Source organism: Nocardiopsis sp. M1B1 (assembly GCF_052466615.1).
In genome coordinates, this window is the sequence record NZ_CP196194.1 from 5,364,593 (window position 1) to 5,382,079 (window position 17,487).

General features: G+C 71.3%; 15 protein-coding genes. 4 read left to right on the plus strand and 11 right to left on the minus strand.

Annotated elements, in window-relative coordinates; genetic code table 11:
* Positions 1-192 precede the first annotated feature (192 nt).
* Complete coding sequence (locus ACSTA4_RS23220; protein ID WP_444961016.1) at positions 193-1,998, plus strand: hypothetical protein; 1,806 nt, start codon at positions 193-195, stop codon at positions 1,996-1,998.
* A gap of 43 nt (positions 1,999-2,041) precedes the next feature.
* Here the strand turns inward: ACSTA4_RS23220 and ACSTA4_RS23225 are convergent, their stop codons facing one another.
* On the minus strand, positions 2,042-2,533 hold the full coding sequence (locus ACSTA4_RS23225) for an AAA family ATPase (protein ID WP_444961017.1): 492 nt from the start codon (positions 2,531-2,533) through the stop codon (positions 2,042-2,044).
* Between the two features lie 74 nt (positions 2,534-2,607).
* On the opposite strand from ACSTA4_RS23225, the gene ACSTA4_RS23230 reads away from it, so the two are divergent.
* Positions 2,608-3,492, plus strand: coding sequence for a 3-methyladenine DNA glycosylase (locus ACSTA4_RS23230; protein ID WP_444961018.1), 885 nt, complete (start codon positions 2,608-2,610; stop codon positions 3,490-3,492).
* 71 nt (positions 3,493-3,563) lie between these two features.
* Here the strand turns inward: ACSTA4_RS23230 and ACSTA4_RS23235 are convergent, their stop codons facing one another.
* The 7 genes from ACSTA4_RS23235 to ACSTA4_RS23265 all read right to left on the minus strand — a co-directional run bounded on the left by ACSTA4_RS23235 (position 3,564) and on the right by ACSTA4_RS23265 (position 10,984).
* On the minus strand, positions 3,564-3,977 hold the full coding sequence (locus ACSTA4_RS23235; protein WP_444961019.1) for a thiol-disulfide oxidoreductase DCC family protein: 414 nt from the start codon (positions 3,975-3,977) through the stop codon (positions 3,564-3,566).
* Positions 3,978-4,112: 135 nt separating this feature from the next.
* Entirely contained in the window at positions 4,113-4,523 is a 411-nt protein-coding gene (locus ACSTA4_RS23240; RefSeq protein WP_444961020.1) for an SdpI family protein, read from the minus strand.
* 285 nt (positions 4,524-4,808) lie between these two features.
* Complete coding sequence (locus tag ACSTA4_RS23245) at positions 4,809-5,912, minus strand: ABC transporter ATP-binding protein (RefSeq protein ID WP_444961021.1); 1,104 nt, start codon at positions 5,910-5,912, stop codon at positions 4,809-4,811.
* Positions 5,909-7,024, minus strand: a complete 1,116-nt coding sequence (locus ACSTA4_RS23250; protein ID WP_444961022.1) for an ABC transporter ATP-binding protein — start codon at positions 7,022-7,024, stop codon at positions 5,909-5,911. The genes ACSTA4_RS23245 and ACSTA4_RS23250 overlap by 4 nt, the downstream gene beginning before the upstream one ends.
* Position 7,025: 1 nt before the next feature.
* A complete protein-coding gene (locus ACSTA4_RS23255) occupies positions 7,026-8,069 on the minus strand; it encodes an ABC transporter permease (protein ID WP_274974491.1) in 1,044 nt (347 codons plus the stop codon).
* On the minus strand, positions 8,069-9,073 hold the full coding sequence (locus ACSTA4_RS23260) for an ABC transporter permease (RefSeq protein ID WP_444961023.1): 1,005 nt from the start codon (positions 9,071-9,073) through the stop codon (positions 8,069-8,071). The genes ACSTA4_RS23255 and ACSTA4_RS23260 overlap by 1 nt, the downstream gene beginning before the upstream one ends.
* 243 nt (positions 9,074-9,316) lie before the next feature.
* On the minus strand, positions 9,317-10,984 hold the full coding sequence (locus tag ACSTA4_RS23265) for an ABC transporter substrate-binding protein (RefSeq protein WP_444961024.1): 1,668 nt from the start codon (positions 10,982-10,984) through the stop codon (positions 9,317-9,319).
* Between the two features lie 364 nt (positions 10,985-11,348).
* On the opposite strand from ACSTA4_RS23265, the gene ACSTA4_RS23270 reads away from it, so the two are divergent.
* Positions 11,349-11,756, plus strand: coding sequence for a hypothetical protein (locus tag ACSTA4_RS23270; protein ID WP_047868227.1), 408 nt, complete (start codon positions 11,349-11,351; stop codon positions 11,754-11,756).
* A gap of 135 nt (positions 11,757-11,891) precedes the next feature.
* On the opposite strand, the gene ACSTA4_RS23275 is transcribed toward ACSTA4_RS23270, so the two are convergent.
* The gene (locus tag ACSTA4_RS23275; protein WP_444961025.1) at positions 11,892-12,386 is read right to left on the minus strand and encodes a hypothetical protein; all 495 of its coding nucleotides are present in this window, start codon (positions 12,384-12,386) and stop codon (positions 11,892-11,894) included.
* Between the two features lie 107 nt (positions 12,387-12,493).
* Positions 12,494-13,024: a gluconokinase gene (locus tag ACSTA4_RS23280; RefSeq protein WP_274974495.1), complete on the minus strand. Its 531-nt coding sequence runs from the start codon at positions 13,022-13,024 to the stop codon at positions 12,494-12,496.
* 138 nt (positions 13,025-13,162) lie between these two features.
* On the opposite strand from ACSTA4_RS23280, the gene ACSTA4_RS23285 reads away from it, so the two are divergent.
* On the plus strand, positions 13,163-13,879 hold the full coding sequence (locus tag ACSTA4_RS23285; protein ID WP_444961026.1) for a FadR/GntR family transcriptional regulator: 717 nt from the start codon (positions 13,163-13,165) through the stop codon (positions 13,877-13,879).
* 27 nt (positions 13,880-13,906) lie between these two features.
* Here the strand turns inward: ACSTA4_RS23285 and ACSTA4_RS23290 are convergent, their stop codons facing one another.
* Positions 13,907-15,283, minus strand: coding sequence for a GntP family permease (locus ACSTA4_RS23290; protein ID WP_444961027.1), 1,377 nt, complete (start codon positions 15,281-15,283; stop codon positions 13,907-13,909).
* Positions 15,284-17,487 lie beyond the last annotated feature (2,204 nt).

A 17,487-nucleotide genomic window follows, 5' to 3' on the forward strand; every position in this document is an offset into this window, starting at 1 on the left:
GGGCGACAGCGGGGGGTGTACACCGGGGTGACGGGCGGTATCGTCTGAGGATCAGACAGCCTGACCGGGGATCTTTGGTCGGCCGACTGGCGCCGGCGACCTCCTTCGTCCACAGTGGTGAGGAGGGCTCTGCCAGCGCGTTCGGCCGGACCCTCGGGTCCGCCACCGCCGACGGGATCCCGGGAGTGCCCATTGCCGCTTGTCTACCGCACGCTCGTCGCGGTCCCGGAGCACGACGGCGACCTGGTCGCCGTCACCTCGACGGTCCTGTCGCGGTGGTTGAGCAAGCGCGGCAACTCGGGCGCGCGCGTGGACTTCTCCGCGTCGGGGCGCCATGAGCTGAGCAACCGCTCCCGCGCCCTGGTCGTGCGGCACGACAACCCCGACGAGGGCCTGTCCTTCCTGCGGCTGACCACCGAGTCCGACAAGACGGACGGCGTGTGGCGGACGGTCGCCACCGCTGTCGTGGACCCGGCGCTGTCCCCGTGGCGGTACGTGTGGATCGACATGACCGTCACCCCCTCCCCGGAGGGCGAGGGCTCCGAGCAGCCCCGGCTGGACGTCATGCCGCCCGAGGCCGCGCGCATGCTCCTGGAGGCGGTGCACGGCCACGACGGCGGCCACCCGCTGCCGCCCGCGCCCCGGATCGTGCGCGGGCGCGACGACGACCTCGTGGACACGCTCGTGGCCACGATCCGCGACCCCCTGCGGCGCATGGCGGTGGTGGCCACCGGTTCGCCCCGCGACGTGACCGTCGCCGACTGGCGCGGGGCCATGGCCGGGGCGCTGTCGCGCTGCACCGGCATGTGCTCGGGGTACGTGCTCGACGACGCCGCCCTGGAGCGCGTCGGCGCGCTCCTGCCGCCGGGCCTGGACGTCCCGCCCGGCGGGGTGCGCACCTTCTTACCCGGGGTGGACCCGCACGACGAGGCGGACGCCGCACGCCACCCCAGGATGAGCCCGGCCACGCTGGACACCGCGCGCGACGGCGAGCGCATCCGCAACTGGGTGGGCGCCGCCCTCTCGCGGCGGGTGCGCGACAACGCGCTGGAGGTGGGCCTGCCCGGTCCGCTCCAGGCCGTGGACGCGCTGCTGGAGGAGGAGACCGACGACCTGCGGCGGTCCGGACCCGGCACGGCGCGGCCGCGGGTGGGCGTGCCCGCGGCCCGGGGCGCGGCCGTCGTGCACCAGGCGGCGCAGGGCGGGGCCGGTTCGGCCGGGGCCGCCTCGGCGCTGGAGCGCGAGGCCCTGGAACAGCAGGCCCAGCGGCTGCGGGAGGAGGTCACCCGGCTCGGCGCGCGGGTCAGCGAGCTGTCCGAGGAGCGCCACGGGCTCCTGGCCGAGACCGCCGACCTGAGCGAGGAGCTCGACACCGCCCGCGAACAGGCGCGCGCCGCCCGCTACGAGGCCCGCTGGTTGCGCGAGCAGGCGCGCGAGGCCGGGCTGTTCCGACTGGCCGCGGCGCCCGCGCCGAGCGACCCGCAGCGGCGGCCCCCGGTCAGCGTGCGCGAACTGCTGGAGCGGATCACCGACGACTCGGTCCTGCCGCACCTGTACTTCACCATCGAGGACGCCACGGTCTACGAGCTGTCCGACAGCCGCAAGGAGTCCCTGTGGGTCACCCGCGCGTGGGAGGCGCTGCTGGCCCTGAACGACTACGCGCGCTACCAGTTCGACAACCCCGGCACCGGGCTGGGCTTCCACTCCTACCTGCGCGAGACCCCCGACGGGTACCAGGTGATCCCCATCAAGCGGTTGGCCTCGCAGGAGTCGGACCACGTGCGCAACCGGGGCAAGCTCAACGACAAGCGCCTGTTCCGGGTGCCCGAGGAGGTGGAGCCGAGCGGGCGGCTGCCCATGTACGCGCACATCAAGCTCGACATCGAGTACGGGATCTGTCCGCGGCTGTACTTCTACCCCCACTTGGGGCCGGGCACCACGAACCGGGTCTACATCGGCTACCTGGGCCGCCACCTGCCCGTTCAGCAGTCCAACTGAGGCCGCCCGGGTACGCGGACCGGGGCCGGGCCGCGTCAGGGGCCTACCCCCCGGCGAGGCGCAGGATCTCGTCGACGACGCTCGCGAGCGGTCTGGTGGCGTCGACGACCGTGCCGTTTCGGGGGACGTCCTCCTTCGTCCGGTGCAGGCGCGCGATGAGGTCCCGTTCGGCCTGCCTGCCGCCCCACTCCCCCTTCGGCCGCCCGTCGAGCCGCCGGCGCAGCGTCCGCGGGTCGACCTCCAGGACGAACACCCCGTCGAAAAGCTCGATGAACTCGGGGAAGTTCCTGGAACCGCCGCAGAAGAACGTCACCGCGCTGCCCCGGTCGGCGACCAGGGACCTGACCCGGTCGACGTGCCAGAGGTGGTGCTCGTGCCTCAGGCCCTCCGTCGGCTCACCGGTTCGCGGGTCGCCCTGGTAGGCCAGCTCCCGGTCGCCGTCGACGGCGTGGTGCCCGCGCCGCCGCAGTTCCGCGCAGACCGAGGTCTTGCCGGTGCCGGAGACGCCCTCGACCAGATAGTTGCGCACGCCCATCACCGGAGCGTACAAGAACGCGTGCGACGTGACGCGGGGGCGGGGGATCCCGTGGCGCGCGTACCCTGGGGGCCGTGACGGAAGCGAGTACGCGGGCCCTGGCAGCCCTGCCCGAGGAGCTGTGGCGCGAGCGCGCCGAGCGGCACCGCGACCGCGTGGACGCGCTGGTCGGGGACCACCTGCGGCGGCGCCGGGAGGGCGTGCGCCACCCGGTGGAGGACTTCCTGTTCACCTACTACAACCTCAAGCCCGCGCAGCTGCGGCGCTGGCACCCGGGCGCGGGGACGGTGCTGCTGGGCGAGGGCGCCCGCGCCCGCCTGGACGAGCGGTTCTACGCCGAGCTGCCCGGGGGCGCGGTGGGCCTGGACACCGCGGCGTTCCTGGCGGCGCGGCCGGTGCTGGACTTCGTGGAGCGGCTGCTGTCGTCGGTGGCCGGGCGCCCCGCCCACCTGGGCTGCTTCGGGCTGCACGAGTGGGCGATGGTGTACCGGGCCGGAGAGGTGCGGCACGGACAGGTGCCGCTGCGGCTGGGCCGGGAGGGCACCGACCGGGTCGTGGAGACGCACCGGATCCAGTGCTCGCACTTCGACGCGTTCCGGTTCTTCACCGACGCCGCGCGCCCGCTCAACACGCTCCGGCCCAGCCGGGAGCGGCAGGACGAGCTGGACCAGCCGGGGTGCCTGCACGCCAACATGGACCTGTACAAGTGGGCGTACAAGCTGGCCCCGGCGGTGCCCTCGGAGCTGGTGGTGGACTGCTTCGAACTCTCGCGGGAGATCCGGACGCTGGACATGCGCGCCTCCCCCTACGACCTGGCGGAGTGGGGGTACGCGCCGGTGCGGATCGAGACCGCCGAGGGCAAGGCGGAGTACATGGAGGCGCAGCGGGGGTTCGCCGAGCGCGGCGCGGTGCTGCGCGAGCGGCTGCTGGAGGTGTGCCGGACCCTGCGCGCGGCCTGAGTCCGCGGGCGGCCGGGGCGGCCGGACGCGCGGCCGGCGCGGAGACGGCCGCCGGTCACGTGGGCGCCGGGTCACCCGCCCTGCTGAGGGGGGCCGAGACCGCAGGAGGGGGCTCCCCCGGGAAGGGGGATGCGGTGGCGGTTGGCGGCCACCCAGCGGTAGGCGGACCGGTTGAGCGAGCGCAGCAGCGGCAGGCGCGCCAGTCGGCCCAGCGGCCGGGTGAGCGGGCGCCCGTGCAGCAGGAGTTCGGCGACGGCGTCGCCGCCCGAGAAGCGGCGCCCGTCCGCGTACACGAACCAGGCGCTGGCGTCGGTCTGCTCCGGTGTCAGCCCCGCCGAGTCCAGGTCGAAGTCCTGCCAGGCCACGAAGCTGCTGCGGGCGCGCAGCCGGTCGCGGGCGAAGACCACCGAGCGCTTGCAGAACCCGCAGTCGCGGTCGTACAGGAACGTCCCGGTACCGGGAACGGTGTCCAGCGAAGGCCTCATGCCGTCATCGTGCCCGCCCGGGGGCGTCCTCTCCCGGTTCCGGCGGATGTTCTTCGCCGCCCGCCGCGCGCGGGGGCCGCCCACCTGGGGCTCCGCGCCCCCGGGTGAGCGACCGCACAGCCCGCCACACTGCCTTCAGGGGGCGTCGGTGTCGCGGGCGGCCCGGGCCCGCGCGGTCCGTTCCGCGCGCCACACGCCCAGGAAGAGCAGGACCAGGCCCACGCCCATCGGCGCCAGGACCACCACCATCTGAAGGGAGAAGTCGTCCAAGAAGGCGACCACGATCGGGGGCACAGCCATGGCCACTCCCGAGGCGATCGTCCAGGGCGCGGCCAGAGAGTGCACGGTGTACCAGGCGTCGTCGTCGGAGAGGGTGTACTTCGTGCGGATACCGAACGCGAGGTTGGGATGGAGGCGGCCACGGCCAGACAGATAACCGGCGATGAGCAGGGCCGCCGCCGTGGCGCCGAGGGTGAGCACGAACATGACCAGGCCGACTCCGCTCATGGGCTCCGAGTACTGAAGGTTGTCGGCGAAGGGCGGCAAGGGGGGGTCTCCTCGTCTTCGACAGGGTTCCGGCGCGTCTCGGCGGATGGTGGGTGTCCCACCATAACCGTGCCGTTTCTCTCCTCTCCCCGGCCCTGGTGCCCTGCCCTGGGGGCTGTGCGGGCTCGCCCCGCTCCCGACCGCCCACCTGTGGCAGGGCCACGGCTGCGACCGGGTGCTGGCCGACGTCACGGCGCGGGAGGACGCCAACCCCCGGCCGCCGCACGGCAGCCCGACACGGCGGACGGCCGTCCGGATTCCGGACGGCCGCCCCCGCCGGTCGGCTCAACCGGTGCCGTGCACGATGCGCTCGGCCATCTCCTCCCTGGGACGGATCTCGCCCGAGAGGATCTGCTCGGCGTAGTGGCAGGCCACCCTGTGGGTGCCGCCCTCGGCGCTTCCGACCGGGCGCAGTTCGGGCCGCTCGGTGTCGCACCGCTCCTCCCGCCGCCACGGGCAGCGGGTGTGGAAGCGGCAGCCCTTGGGCGGGTCGGCGGGCGAGGGCAGGTCGCCCGCCAGCAGGATGCGCTCGCGGCTGTCCTCCACCTGCGGGTCGGGGACCGGCACCGCCGACATGAGCGAGCGCGTGTACGGGTGCATCGGCGTCTCGTACAGGTCGTCGCTGGAGGCCTCCTCCACCAGGCCGCCCAGGTACATCACCCCGACCACGTCGCTGACGTGGCGGACCACGGCCAGGTCGTGCGCGATGACCAGGTAGGTCAGCCCCAGTTCCTCCTGGAGGCTCTCCAGCAGGTTGAGCACCTGGGCCTGGATCGACACGTCCAGCGCCGAGACCGGCTCGTCGCAGATGATGAGGTCGGGCTCCAGCACCAGCGCGCGGGCGATGCCGATGCGCTGGCGCTGGCCGCCGGAGAACTCGTGCGGGTAGCGGGTGAGCGCCTTGGCCGACAGGCCCACCCTCTCCAGGGCGTCGACCACGCGCCTGCGCTGGTCCTCCAGGACCAGGGCGCGGCGCTCCCTGCCGCCGGTGGGGCCCTCCCCCGGCGGCGGGCCGCCGATCCCGTGGGTCTGCAGTCCCTCCAACAGGATGGAACCGATGTTCTGCCGGGGGTTGAGGCTGCCCAGCGGGTCCTGGAACACCATCTGGAGGTTCTTGCGCTGGCGGCGCATCGACTCCTCGTCCAGGCCGGCCAGGTCCTGTCCGCCGAAGAGCACCTCGCCCTCGGTGACGTCCACCAGCCGCAGCACCGCGCGGCCCAGGGTGGTCTTGCCGCAGCCGGACTCACCCACCAGGCCGTAGGTCTGGCCGCTCTCGATCTCCAGGCTGACTCCGTCGACCGCGCGCACGTGGCCGACGGTGCGGTCGAAGAACACCCCCCTCCTGATGGGGAAGTGCACCTTGAGGTCGTTGATCCGCAGCAGGCTCATCCCTGCTCCTCCTCGTCGTCGCCGTCCGGACCGCCCGGGCCGTCCAGCGTGGGCCGGTCGGCCGCGTCCGCGTCCCGGATCGGGTTCACGCACCGGTGCACGTGTGCGGCCGCCGGGCCCCGCCCGGAACGGCCGCCCTCCTCCACGCCCGCCGCGGTGCCCACCGCCACGAGCTCCGGTGGCCCCTGGAGGCACTCCATCGTGTAGTGGTCGCAGCGGGGCGCGAACGCGCACCCCTGCGCCCAGGCGATGTTGTCGTTGACCGACCCCCGGATGGGGGTGAGCCGCTCACCGCGCGGGGCGTCCAGCCGGGGGATGGAGCCCAGCAGGCCGACCGTGTAGGGGTGGGTGGGGTCGGCGAACAGCGGCGCGCGCGGCGCCGTCTCCACCGCCCGCCCCGCGTACAGGACGTTGATGTCGTCGCACAGCCCGGCGACCACGCCAAGGTCGTGCGTGATCATCAGCAGGGCGGTGCCCTCCTCGGTGACCAGGTCCCGGAGCAGCTCCAGGATCTGCGCCTGGATGGTGACGTCCAGGGCCGTGGTGGGCTCGTCGGCGATCATCACGCGGGGGCGGCAGGCCACCGCCATGGCGATGAGCGCGCGCTGGCGCATGCCGCCCGACAGCTGGTGCGGGTACTCGCGCAGCCGCCGGGTGGGGTCGGGGATGCCCACCCGGTCCAGCAGGTCGGCGGCCTCCTTCTCGGCCGCCGAACCGCGCAGCCCCCGGTGGCGGCGCAGGATCTCGGTGACCTGGCGGCCGATGGGCACCACGGGGTTGAGGGAGCTGAGCGGGTCCTGGAAGATCATCGCCAGCTGGGAGCCGCGCAGGTCGCGCATCCGCTTCTGCGACAGCTCCAACAGGTCGACGGGGCCGTCGGGCAGCCGCATGACGGCGCTGCCGCCGACCCGCACCCCCCGGTCGGGGAGCAGGCCCATCAGGGCGAGCGAGGTGACGCTCTTACCGCAGCCGGACTCACCGACCAGGCCGGTCACCCGGCCCTCCTCCAGGGTGAAGGACACCCCGTCCACGGCCCGCACCTCGTCGGAGCCGCGTCCGCCGAACACCACGGACAGCTCGTCCACCGCCAGCAGCGGCGTGCTGGAACTCATGTCACTTCCTCAGCTTGGGGTCGAGCGCCTCCCGCATCGCCTCACCCAGCAGGGTGAAGCCCAAGGCGGTGACGATGATGGCCAGCGCCGGGTACACGGCCAGCTGCGGCGCGCTGGACAGGAACCGCTGGGCGTCGGCGAGCATGGTCCCCCATTCGGGGAAGGCCGGGTCCGGGTTCCCCAGGCCCAGGTAGGACAGGGCCGCCGCGTCGATGATGGCGGTGGCCAGGGTGAGCGTGGACTGCACGATCACCGGGCCGAGCGAGTTCGGCAGGATGTGCACGAGGGCGATCTTGTGTTTGCGCACGCCCAGCGCGCGGGCGGCCAGCACGTACTCGCGGTTGCCCTGGGAGAGCATCGCGCCGCGCAGGAGGCGGGCGAAGATGGGGATCTGCGCCACGCCGACCGCGAACATGACCGTGGTCAGGCTGGGGCCGACCAGGGCGGCGATGGTGACCGCGAGCAGCAGGGTGGGCAGCGCGAGCATCATGTCGATGACGCGCATGACGGCGTTGTCCACCTGGCGGCCCCAGCGGCCGCCCAGGACCGCGGCGGCCCCGGCCGCGCCGCCGAGCAGCGCGCCGACGCCGAAGCCGACCAGGGTGGCGACCACGCCGACCAGGAGGGTCTGGCGGGCGCCGATCACCATGCGGGAGAACTGGTCGCGGCCGAGGTTGTCCAGGCCCAGCCAGTTCTCGGCGCGCGGGCCGACGAACACGTTGCGGTTGGGGAAGACCTCGTCGCCCCAGCTCTGGGAGACGGGGTCGTAGGGCGCGATGAGCGGTGAGAACAGCGCCACGACGAGGAACACCACGACGATCACGGCGCCGGTGATGGCCATGGGGCTGCGGCGCATGCGCTCGAAGGCGGTGCGCCAGATGCCCGCGCCGTGTTCGCCCTCCTCGCGCTGGCCCATGAGTTCGGCCAGCCGGTCCACCCTGGCCGCCTTGCGCCCCAGGAGGGGCGTGCGCTGGGCCGCGGTGCCCTCGGGCTCCGGTGCGCCCGCGGGTTCGGACCGGTGGTGGGGGCTCGGTGTCGTCGGCATCACTGGGCCCGCACTCTCGGGTCGAGGAGGCTGTAGGAGATGTCCACCAACAGGTTGATGAACACGTACATGGTCGCGATGAGCAGGATGAACCCGGTGAGGACCGGGTAGTCGCGCCCCTGCGTGGCGGCGTAGACGAACGAGCCGATGCCGGGGAAGGCGAAGACGCTCTCGGTGAGCACGGCTCCGGCGAACAGGCTTCCGGTGAGCAGTCCGACCGAGGTGACCACGGGGAGCATGGCGTTGCGCATCACGTGGCGGGTGCGCACGGTGTTGCGGTGCAGCCCCTTGGCGTTGGCGGTGCGCACGTAGTCCTCGCCGACCACCTCCAGCACGCTGGCTCGGGTCATCCGGACGATCACGGCGAGCGGGATCGAGGCCAGCGCGATCCCGGGCAGCACGAGGTGGAGCAGGGCGTCCCACACCACGTCGAGCTCCCCGGTCCGCAGGCCGTCGAGGACGACGAACCCGCTGAGGTCGGTACGGATCAGGCCCGGCGAGAGCCGGAAGGCGGAGGGGAACATCCCGAGCCGCTCGGCGAAGACCACCTTCAGGATGAAGGCGAGGAAGAACACCGGCGTGCAGATGCCCAGGAGGGATCCGCCCACGGCCGCGAAGTCCAGCACGGAGCCGCGTCTGCGCGCGGCGAGGTAGCCGAGGGGGACTCCGACGGCGACCGCGATCAGCATCGCGGTGACCGACAGTTCGAACGTGGCCGGGAAGCGGGTGAGGAACTCCTCGGTGACCGGCCGTCCGGTGGAGAGCGAGGTCCCGAGGTCGCCCTGGAGGATACGGCGCAGGAAGGCCAGGTACTGAACCGTGACCGGTTCGTCCAGGCCGAGGGAGCGACGCAGCGCGGCGCGCTGTTCGGCCGTCGCGTCGTCGGGTAGGAGGGCGTACTCCGGTCCGCCCGGCAGCCGTTGCAGCCAGACGAACAACAGGATCGACAGGCCGCCCAGTGTCGGGATCAGCTGGAGGAGACGCCTGACGATGAATCGCAGCACTTTCGCCGCCTTTCGCCAGTGGTGGGAACTGTGGACGCGAAGCGTCCCCGCCGGATCGCGGCGGGAGTTCGAGCGGGTGGTTCGGACGAGGGGCCCGGTCGGCGCGCGGGCGGCGCGCCCCGCCGGGCGGTGTCGCGGCGAGGGGCGCGCGGCCCCGGACGGGCCGGGGACCGCGGCCCCGGGCAGGGGGCGGGCCCGACCGGTGGCCGGTCGGGCCCTTCCCCTCCCCGCGGGAGAGGGGGACTACTTCCAGGAGGCCTCGGAGAAGTTCTCCTGGGTCAGCGGGCTGACGTTGGGCGGGTTGACGTTCGCGGAGAAGGCGATGGACGGCGGGGAGCTGGAGATGGGCAGCCCCGGCAGGATGTCCATGATCTGGTTGTTCAGGTCCTGGTAGGCGGCGACGCGCTCCTCCTCGTTCGGGTTGGTGCTCGCCTCCTCCATGGCGTCGAACAGGTCCTCGTCACGGAAGCCGAACTCGCTGTTGTACTGGGAGAACCAGGTGCCGATGAAGTTGTAGGCGTCGTTGTAGTCGCCGGTCCAGCCGAGCAGGTACAGCGGGCACTCACCGGAGTTGGTGCGCGGGACGTACTCGGTCCACTCGTAGGTGACCGGCTCCACGGTGACGCCGACCGCCTCCAGGTCCGCGGCGATGACGTCGAAGATGTCGCGCGGCGCGGGCATGTAGGGGCGGGTGACGTCGGTCGGGTAGCAGAACTCCAGGGTCAGGTCCTCCTGCCCGGCGTCCGCCAGCATCTCCCGGGCCAGTTCGGGGTCGTACTCGTAGGTCTGCACGTCCGGGGACCAGCCGTCGAGGGTGTCGGGGTGGAACTGGGTCGCGACCTCGCCGCCCTCGGGCAGGATCGTGTCGACGATGCGCTGGCGGTCCACGGCGTGGGCGAGGGCCTGGCGCACCTCCAGGTCGGCGAGGGCCTCGCTGGCCTCCTGCTGGTAGGCCATGTACAGGACGTTGAACACGCCGCGGGTGGGCACCTGGAAGTCGGCCTCGGTCAGGGGGGCGACGTCGGCGGGGGCGACCAGGTCGTAGCCGTGGATGTCACCCGCCTCCAGGGCCTGGCGGCGGGCGGTCTCGTCGGGGATCGCGCGCAGGATCATCGTCTCGAAGCCCGCGGCGTCGCCCCAGTAGTCGTCGAAGCGCTGGAGGGTCACCTCGGCCTGGTCGTGGTCCCACTCCTGGACGGTGAAGGGTCCGGTGCCCGCGACGGTTCCGGCCGTCTGGGTGTACTCGGGGAGGGTGAAGTTGCCCTCCTCGCCGGTGATCTCGGCGTCGGCGATGGCCTCCAGCGTGGTGGGGCTCATGATGCCGAACGAAGCGAGGCTGAAGCCGCCGGGGAAGATGGAGGAGTACTCGTCGATCGTGATGACCGCGGTCAGCTCGTCGGTGGCCTCGCAGGAGACGTACCGGGACTCGGCGAGGTCCTCGCTCTCGTTCTCCGCGAAGCCGCCGAAGATCGACTGCCAGTAATAGGAGTTGTTCGAGCTCTGGAAACCGCCGGTGAGGTTGTACCAGCGGTCGAAGTTGGCGCAGACCGCCTCGGCGTTGAACTCGTCGCCGTCGTGGAACACGACGCCGTCGCGCAGGTGGAAGGTCCAGACGGTGCCGTCCTCGGACTGCTCCCAGTCCTCGGCGAGTCCGCCGACGATTTCGGTCCCGCCCGATTCGTGTTCGAGAAGGGTTTCGAAGACCTGCCTGCTGTAACGGAAGGTCTCACCGTCACTGGTGAGGAAGGGGTCGAGGGTTTTGATGTCGCCCGCGGAGGCGAAGACGAAGGGCTCCGACGCGTCGGTCCCCCCGCCCTCGCGGTTACTCTCGGCACACGCTGTGGCCACCAGCGTGAGCGCGGCCGCGGAGGCCAGGAGGGCCAACGGCTTTCGGAAAGGCTTCCTGAACATGGTCCACCTCAGTGCGGGGCCCGGCAGGCCCTGGAACGATTGAGTGGACCCTAGACCGCGCCGAGAGCGACTGTGAAGATAGACAGCTGGGTATTAATACAACCGTTTCCCATCTGTGCCGTGATCCATGGGCGCATTTTCGGATACGAGTTGTCGAACAGATGAACGCACTATCACGTGAGACTTCACGGCAACACCCCCGTAACTCCAGGAAAACAATCCTCCCCGTGATCGGATATCCCCCTCCTGTAATCGGATATCCGATGATCGGATGAAAGGGCGCGTTTTCCGGGCCCGACAACCCGCCCCCCGGTGCCCGGGCACCGGTGTCGGCGGAGGCGCCGGGCGGGCCTATGATCTGCCAATGACCACACCGCTTGACGACGCGGCGCTGACCGCGTTCCTCGAGGGCCAGGAGGCCTCCTGGCTGGCCGAACAGCTGATGCTGGTGGCCGACGAGGATCCCATCACCAGGATCCGGCTGACCGCCGCGGCCGGATCCGAGAGCGCAGTGGACGAGGCGCGCGCCGCCGTCCTCGCCAGGGTCGTGGCCCACCTCCCCCAGGAGGCCGCCCAGTCCCCCGACGACGGCGACGCCCTGCACCGGGCACTGGACCTGCTGGACGACTTGGCCGACTACGGTTTCGAGGACGAGTCGGCCGACATCGCGGACGAGGCCAGGGAGATCTACCTGGGCCGCCACGGGGAGGACGACAGCGACCACCTGGCGCGGCTGCACGCGGCCGCCGACGGCGAGGACGACGAGGAGTAGCACGGGAGGGGGACGACGGCGTGCCGTCGTCCCCCTCCCCCTTCGGACACGCGCGCGGCGGGAACCCCGGCTCCGGCCGCCCCGCACGCGAGGGGCGGGGCGTACCGCCGGACCGGTCCGCGGGCGCCGGACCTCCTAGCGGCCGCACCAGCGGTGGACCTCGGTGCTCCACAGCGCGATGTTGACGACGATGGCGGCGACCGCCACCACGACCGCGGCCAGCAGCAGCTGCGTGTCCACCAGCCGCGCGGCCGCGTACAGACCGGCCACGGCGACCCCCATTCCGGCCACGGCGCCGACCTGGGCGGCGCGCCACAGGGCGTTGCCGCCGCGGCGCACCGGTACGGCCAGGGCGCCCAGGGCCACGCCCGCGAGCGCGGCGGTGACCATCAGGGCGCGCAGGCCCTCGGCGGCGTCCTCGTGCGCGCCAGAGAGCATCCGGTCGCCCGCCAGGTAGGCCAGCAGGCCGTACGCGGGGACGGCGACCAGCATCAGGACGAGGGTCTGGCGCACGTCGCGCGGGGGCCGCACACCGGGGCGGCGCTCCGCGAGGAGGCCCGCCGCGGAGGACCGTGCGGTGCCGAGGATGCGGGAGGCGGGGGACACGGGGGACGAGACGGAGTTCGACATGCCGAACAGCGTCGCGTTCCGGGAGGAACCACGCAAGGCGCCCGCGGGACCGTGCACGGAATTCGAGACCCGACGGTGACGTGACCGTGGCCCACCGCCGCTCCCCTTCAGTCCCCGACGACCGGCGCCTCCGCCGGACGCAGCAGCGGCCCCACGTACTCCAGGGCCTGCCCGACGAGGGCCTCCACGTCGTCCCTGACGTCGAGTTCGAGGCCGGGCTCGTCCGCCTTCAGCCGTTCGAGGGTGTCGAGCTGCGACTCCAGGAGCGCGGGCGGCATGAAGTGGTCCTGACGGGCCTCGATCCGCCGCCAGATCACCTCGGCGGAGCCGTGCATGTGCAGGAAGCGCACCCCCGGGGCGGCCTGGCGCAGGACGTCGCGGTAGCTGTGCCTGAGCGCCGAGCAGGCCATGACCGTGGACTGGCCGGCGGCCTCGTGCTCGGCGATCCACCGTGCCAGCTCGTGCAGCCACGGCCAGCGGTCCTCGTCGGTCAGCGGCACGCCCGCCGCCATCTTGTCGATGTTGGCCCGGGGGTGGAAGTCGTCGGCCTCGGCGAAGGGCAGGCCCAGCTGCTTGGCCACACGTTCGGCGACAGTGGTCTTGCCGCTGCCCGAGACCCCCATGAAGACAAAGTGCATGGTTTCTCCGTGTCGTGGTGCCCCTGCGTGGCCGCAAGCGTCACCATTAATAGTGATATCAATCAATCCGGCTAGGCTTCAGCGTGACCCCACGGCCGCATGCGGCCAACCGGACGGCCCCGGAGCACGAGGAGAACGATGGCCACGGACCACCGCACACTGCACAACCGCGTGCTGGCGGTGCTCGGACCCGCCATCGCCGCAGGCGAGTACCGGACCGGCCACACCTTCACCCTCCAGGGCCTGGAACAGGACTTCGGCGTCTCCCGGACGGTCGCGCGCGAGGCCGTGCGCGTCCTGGAGTCCATGCGGCTGGTGGTCAGCCGCCCCCGCACCGGCATCCGCGTGCGCCCGCGCCGGGACTGGAGCGTCTTCGACCCCCAGCTCATCCGCTGGCGCCTGGCCGGGCCCGGCCGGATGGAGCAGCTGCGCTCGCTCAACGAGCTGCGCGCCGCGCTGGAACCGGGCGCCGCGGCCCTGGCCGCCGAGCGCGGCGACGCCGAGGAGCGGGCCCAGCTGGTGGTGGTCGCCGACCAGATGGCCCGCACCGGGCGCGCCGGGGACCTGGAGACCTTCCTGGAGTTGGACGTCACGTTCCACCGCCGCATCCTGGAGCTGTCCGGCAACGAGATGTTCGTCGGCCTGTCCCAGGTGGTGGCGGAGGTCCTGGTCGGACGCACCTCCTACCACCTGATGCCGCGCAACCCGCGCCCGGAGGCGCTGCGGCTGCACAAGGCCGTGGCCCAGGCGATCCGGGACGGCCTCCCCGACGTGGCGGAGGCCGCGATGCGCTCCATCGTCACCGAGGTGTCCGTCGCGCTGGAGGGCGACCGGAGGGCGGAACCCGCGTCCTGAGCGGACGGCCGGGTTCCGCCCGCGCGGTCACAGCACCAGGCTGAGCCCGAAGGCGAGCCCGAAGCCGATGAAGCCGATCAGGGTCTCCATGACCGTCCAGGTCTTGAGCGTCGTCTTGACATCCATACCCAGGAAACGGCCGACCAGCCAGAACCCGGAGTCGTTGACGTGTGACAGGGCGGTGGCGCCGGAGGCGATCGCGATGACGATCAGGGCTAGGTCGATCGAGGAGAGCCCCGAGGTGGCCGCCACGGCCGGGGCGATCAGACCCGCCGCCGTGGTGATGGCGACGGTGGCCGAGCCCTGGGCGACGCGCAGCGCGAGCGCGATGACGAAGGCGGCGACGATCACCGGCAGGCCGGTGGACTCCAGGCTGTCGGCGAGGGCGTCGCCGATGCCGCTGGTGCGCAGCACGCCGCCGAACATGCCGCCCGCGCCGGTGATGAGGATGATGGCGCAGACCGGGCCGAGCGCGCCGCCGACGATCTCCTCCACCCGCTGACGGGTGAAGCGGCCCGGGCTGAGCACGACCATCGCGAAGAGCACGGTGATGAGCAGTGCGATCGGGGTCTGTCCGAGCAGCTGGAGGACCTGCGCCCACGTGGCCTCGGCGGACACCGCGCCCGTGGAGACGAACGTGGTCACACCGGTGTTGGCGAAGATCAGCAGCATCGGCAGCAGGAGGACGGCCAGCACGGTCACCAGGCGCGGCGGGTTCTCGTGCTTGACGGTGCCGTCGGACATGATGTCCTCGGGAACCGGCAGCTCCCACTTCCTCCCGGCCCACAGGCCGAACAGGTAGCTGGCCAGGTACCAGGTGGGGATGGCCAGGACGGTGCCGACCAGGAGCACCAGGCCCATGTCCGCCCCGATCTCCACGGCGGCGGTGACCGGGCCCGGGTGCGGGGGCACGAAGGCGTGCATGACCGCGAAGGCGCCCGCGGTGGGCAGCGCGTACATGAGCACGGACCCGCCGACGCGGCGGGCCACGCTGAAGACGATCGGCAGCATGACGATGAGGCCGACGTCGAAGAAGATCGGGAAGCCGAAGAGCAGGGAGGCGACGCCGAGCGCGAGCGGCGCGCGCTTCTCACCGAAGAGCTTGATCAGTGCCCCGGCCAGGACGGCCGCGCCCCCGGTGATCTCCAGCAGGCGCCCGATCATCACGCCGAGCCCGACGAGCAGGGCGACGTTGGCGAGGGTGCCCCCGAAGCCGTCCAGGAGGGTGGGCACCACCCCGGAGACGGGGATGCCGGTGGCCAGGGCGGTCAGGACGCTGACCAGGATGAGCGCCACGAACGCGTGCAGCTTGAGGCGGATGATCAGGAACAGCAGGAGGGCGATGGCTCCCGCAGCGATCCCGAGAAGGGGTCCCGTCCCGTAGACGGGTTCGAAGTTCTCCACGACGGAGCCTTCCGTGGGTGTGCGGTGGTGCTGAGCTGTACGGGAGTACGGCTCCGACCTGCTCTGGGGGCAGGCTCCGAGAATGGTAATACCATTTGTGAGGTTATGTGAACACCGGCGTTCCGTTCTGTTACAACCGCGAGACCTGCGTCACCGGAAACCCGACCCACCAGCAGCTTTCGGAGCAGGAGTGACATGCGACACACGGACGCGTTCGGTCCTCACTCCGCGAGCCCCGCGGGGGTGGGGTGAGGTGGGGGCGGGCATCCGCGCTCGCGTCAGCCGGTGGGGGTGAGGCCCAACCCTGCGATGGTTGCGCGTGCACGGAGACGCCTGCCTCAGCCTGTGGGATGAGGGCAGGATTCGGGCTCACGTCCGCCCGGGAAGGGCGTGGATTTTAATGCTTTTGTGGGTTGAGGGTGTCTGATCACGCTCACGCCAGCCCATGGCGGGGCGAGGGTCTGCCTTCGCGCTCATGTCAGCCCGTGGGGGGTTTGAACCCCCACCGCAGGGGGTTGTGAACCCCGACTCCAAGGGGTTTTGAACCCCAGCCCATGGGGGGTTTGAAGCTCAGCTCCAGGGGGGTTTGAAGCCCGGCCGTCTGGTGGTTGAACGTGCACGGTGCTGCCCTCCTCAGACACGGCGGGGTACAGACGGATAAAGGCTGTGCTGGGTAGGGGTGTGGGGGGTGGCCGTAGGTCCCAGGCTCCCCGCCCGGACATAGGGGGTTTTCTCCAGTGCTGGGGACCACGCGATGCGCACGTCGGTTGTCCAGGGGGTGAGCGCATCGCGTGCTTCGCCCCGGTTCTCCAGTGCCGTGGTCGAGGGCACGTCCGCGAAGTGCGTGATAAGCGGCTCAGCCACCACCCCACGCCGCCACCGTCCACTTCTTCCAGACCCCGCCGCTGGGGGTGGTACGAACGTGCACATATCCGCCCTCCAGAAGACAGGGGGTGAAAGGTACGCGTTACGCGCGGCCTGGAGTGGAAGGGGTTTTGAAGCTCAGCCACAGGCAGGTAGTCACGGATCAGGTCACTGCCCTCCCGCACCACCACTGAGCCCGAAACCCCATGCCCCAACGCGACAGCGACCACCGGTGAGCTGAAAACCAGGGCCTTGCTGTGCCTGGGGTTCGCCGGTCACCGCAGGCAAGGAGCGTGGCCCAGGTACAACCGCGACCACAGAAAACACAAAGGGGAAACGGGAGAGAGAAGGCCGTGGCTCAGGTCCCGTGTACATGCATGGTCTGTGGCTCGGGTTCCACGTACGTGCACGGTCTGTGGCTCGGGTTCCGCGTACGTACAGGGCCTGGGGTTGAGGTTCCGTGTACGTGCACGGCTTGTGGCTCGGGACGCGCGTACGTGCACAGCTTGTGGCTCAGGTCCCTCATACGTGCACGGTCTATGGCTGAGGTCCCGCGTACGTACAGGGTCTGTGACCGGGCTCTGCTGCACGCTCTACAACCCCCTGTCTTCTGGAGGGCGGATATGTGCACGTTCGTACCACCCCCAGTGGTCGGGACCTGGAGGCTGTTCTGACGGCGTGGAGTGGTGGCTGAGCCGCTTATCACGCACTTCGCGGACGTGCCCTCGACCACGGCACTGGAGAACCGGGGCGAAGCACGCGATGCGCTCACCCCTGGACAACCGACGTGCGCATCGCGTGGTCCCCAGCACTGGAGAAAACCCCCTATGTCCGGGCGGGGAGCCTGGGACCTACGGCCACCCCCCACACCCCTACCCGGCACTGGTGTTTTCCGTCTGTACCCCGCCGTGTCTGAGGAGGGCAGCACCGTGCACGTTCAACCACCACACGGCCGGACTTCAAACCCCCTGGAGTCGGGATACAAACCCCCCTGGAGTCGGGGTTCAAAACCCCCTGCGGTGGGCCCCACGGGCTGACATGAGCGCGAAGGCAGACCCTCGCCCCGCCACCGACTGACGTGAGCGCGATCAGACACCCTCAACCCACAAAAGCATTAAAACCAAACCCCCTAACAACTGACGCCAGCGGGACCGCCCACCCTCCATCCCCACGAGGGCGCGAACGTGCACCTTCAACCAGTCTCGACCCAGGTCACTTTCCGGGTTTGGTCAGTAGAAGTACGCACTTGTAGGCCGACCGTAAAAGCACAACAGGTAACACCTGATCCATGATGGCCGTGGACACGCTGACCGTCTTGGCCTGCGGACCAGCACATATCC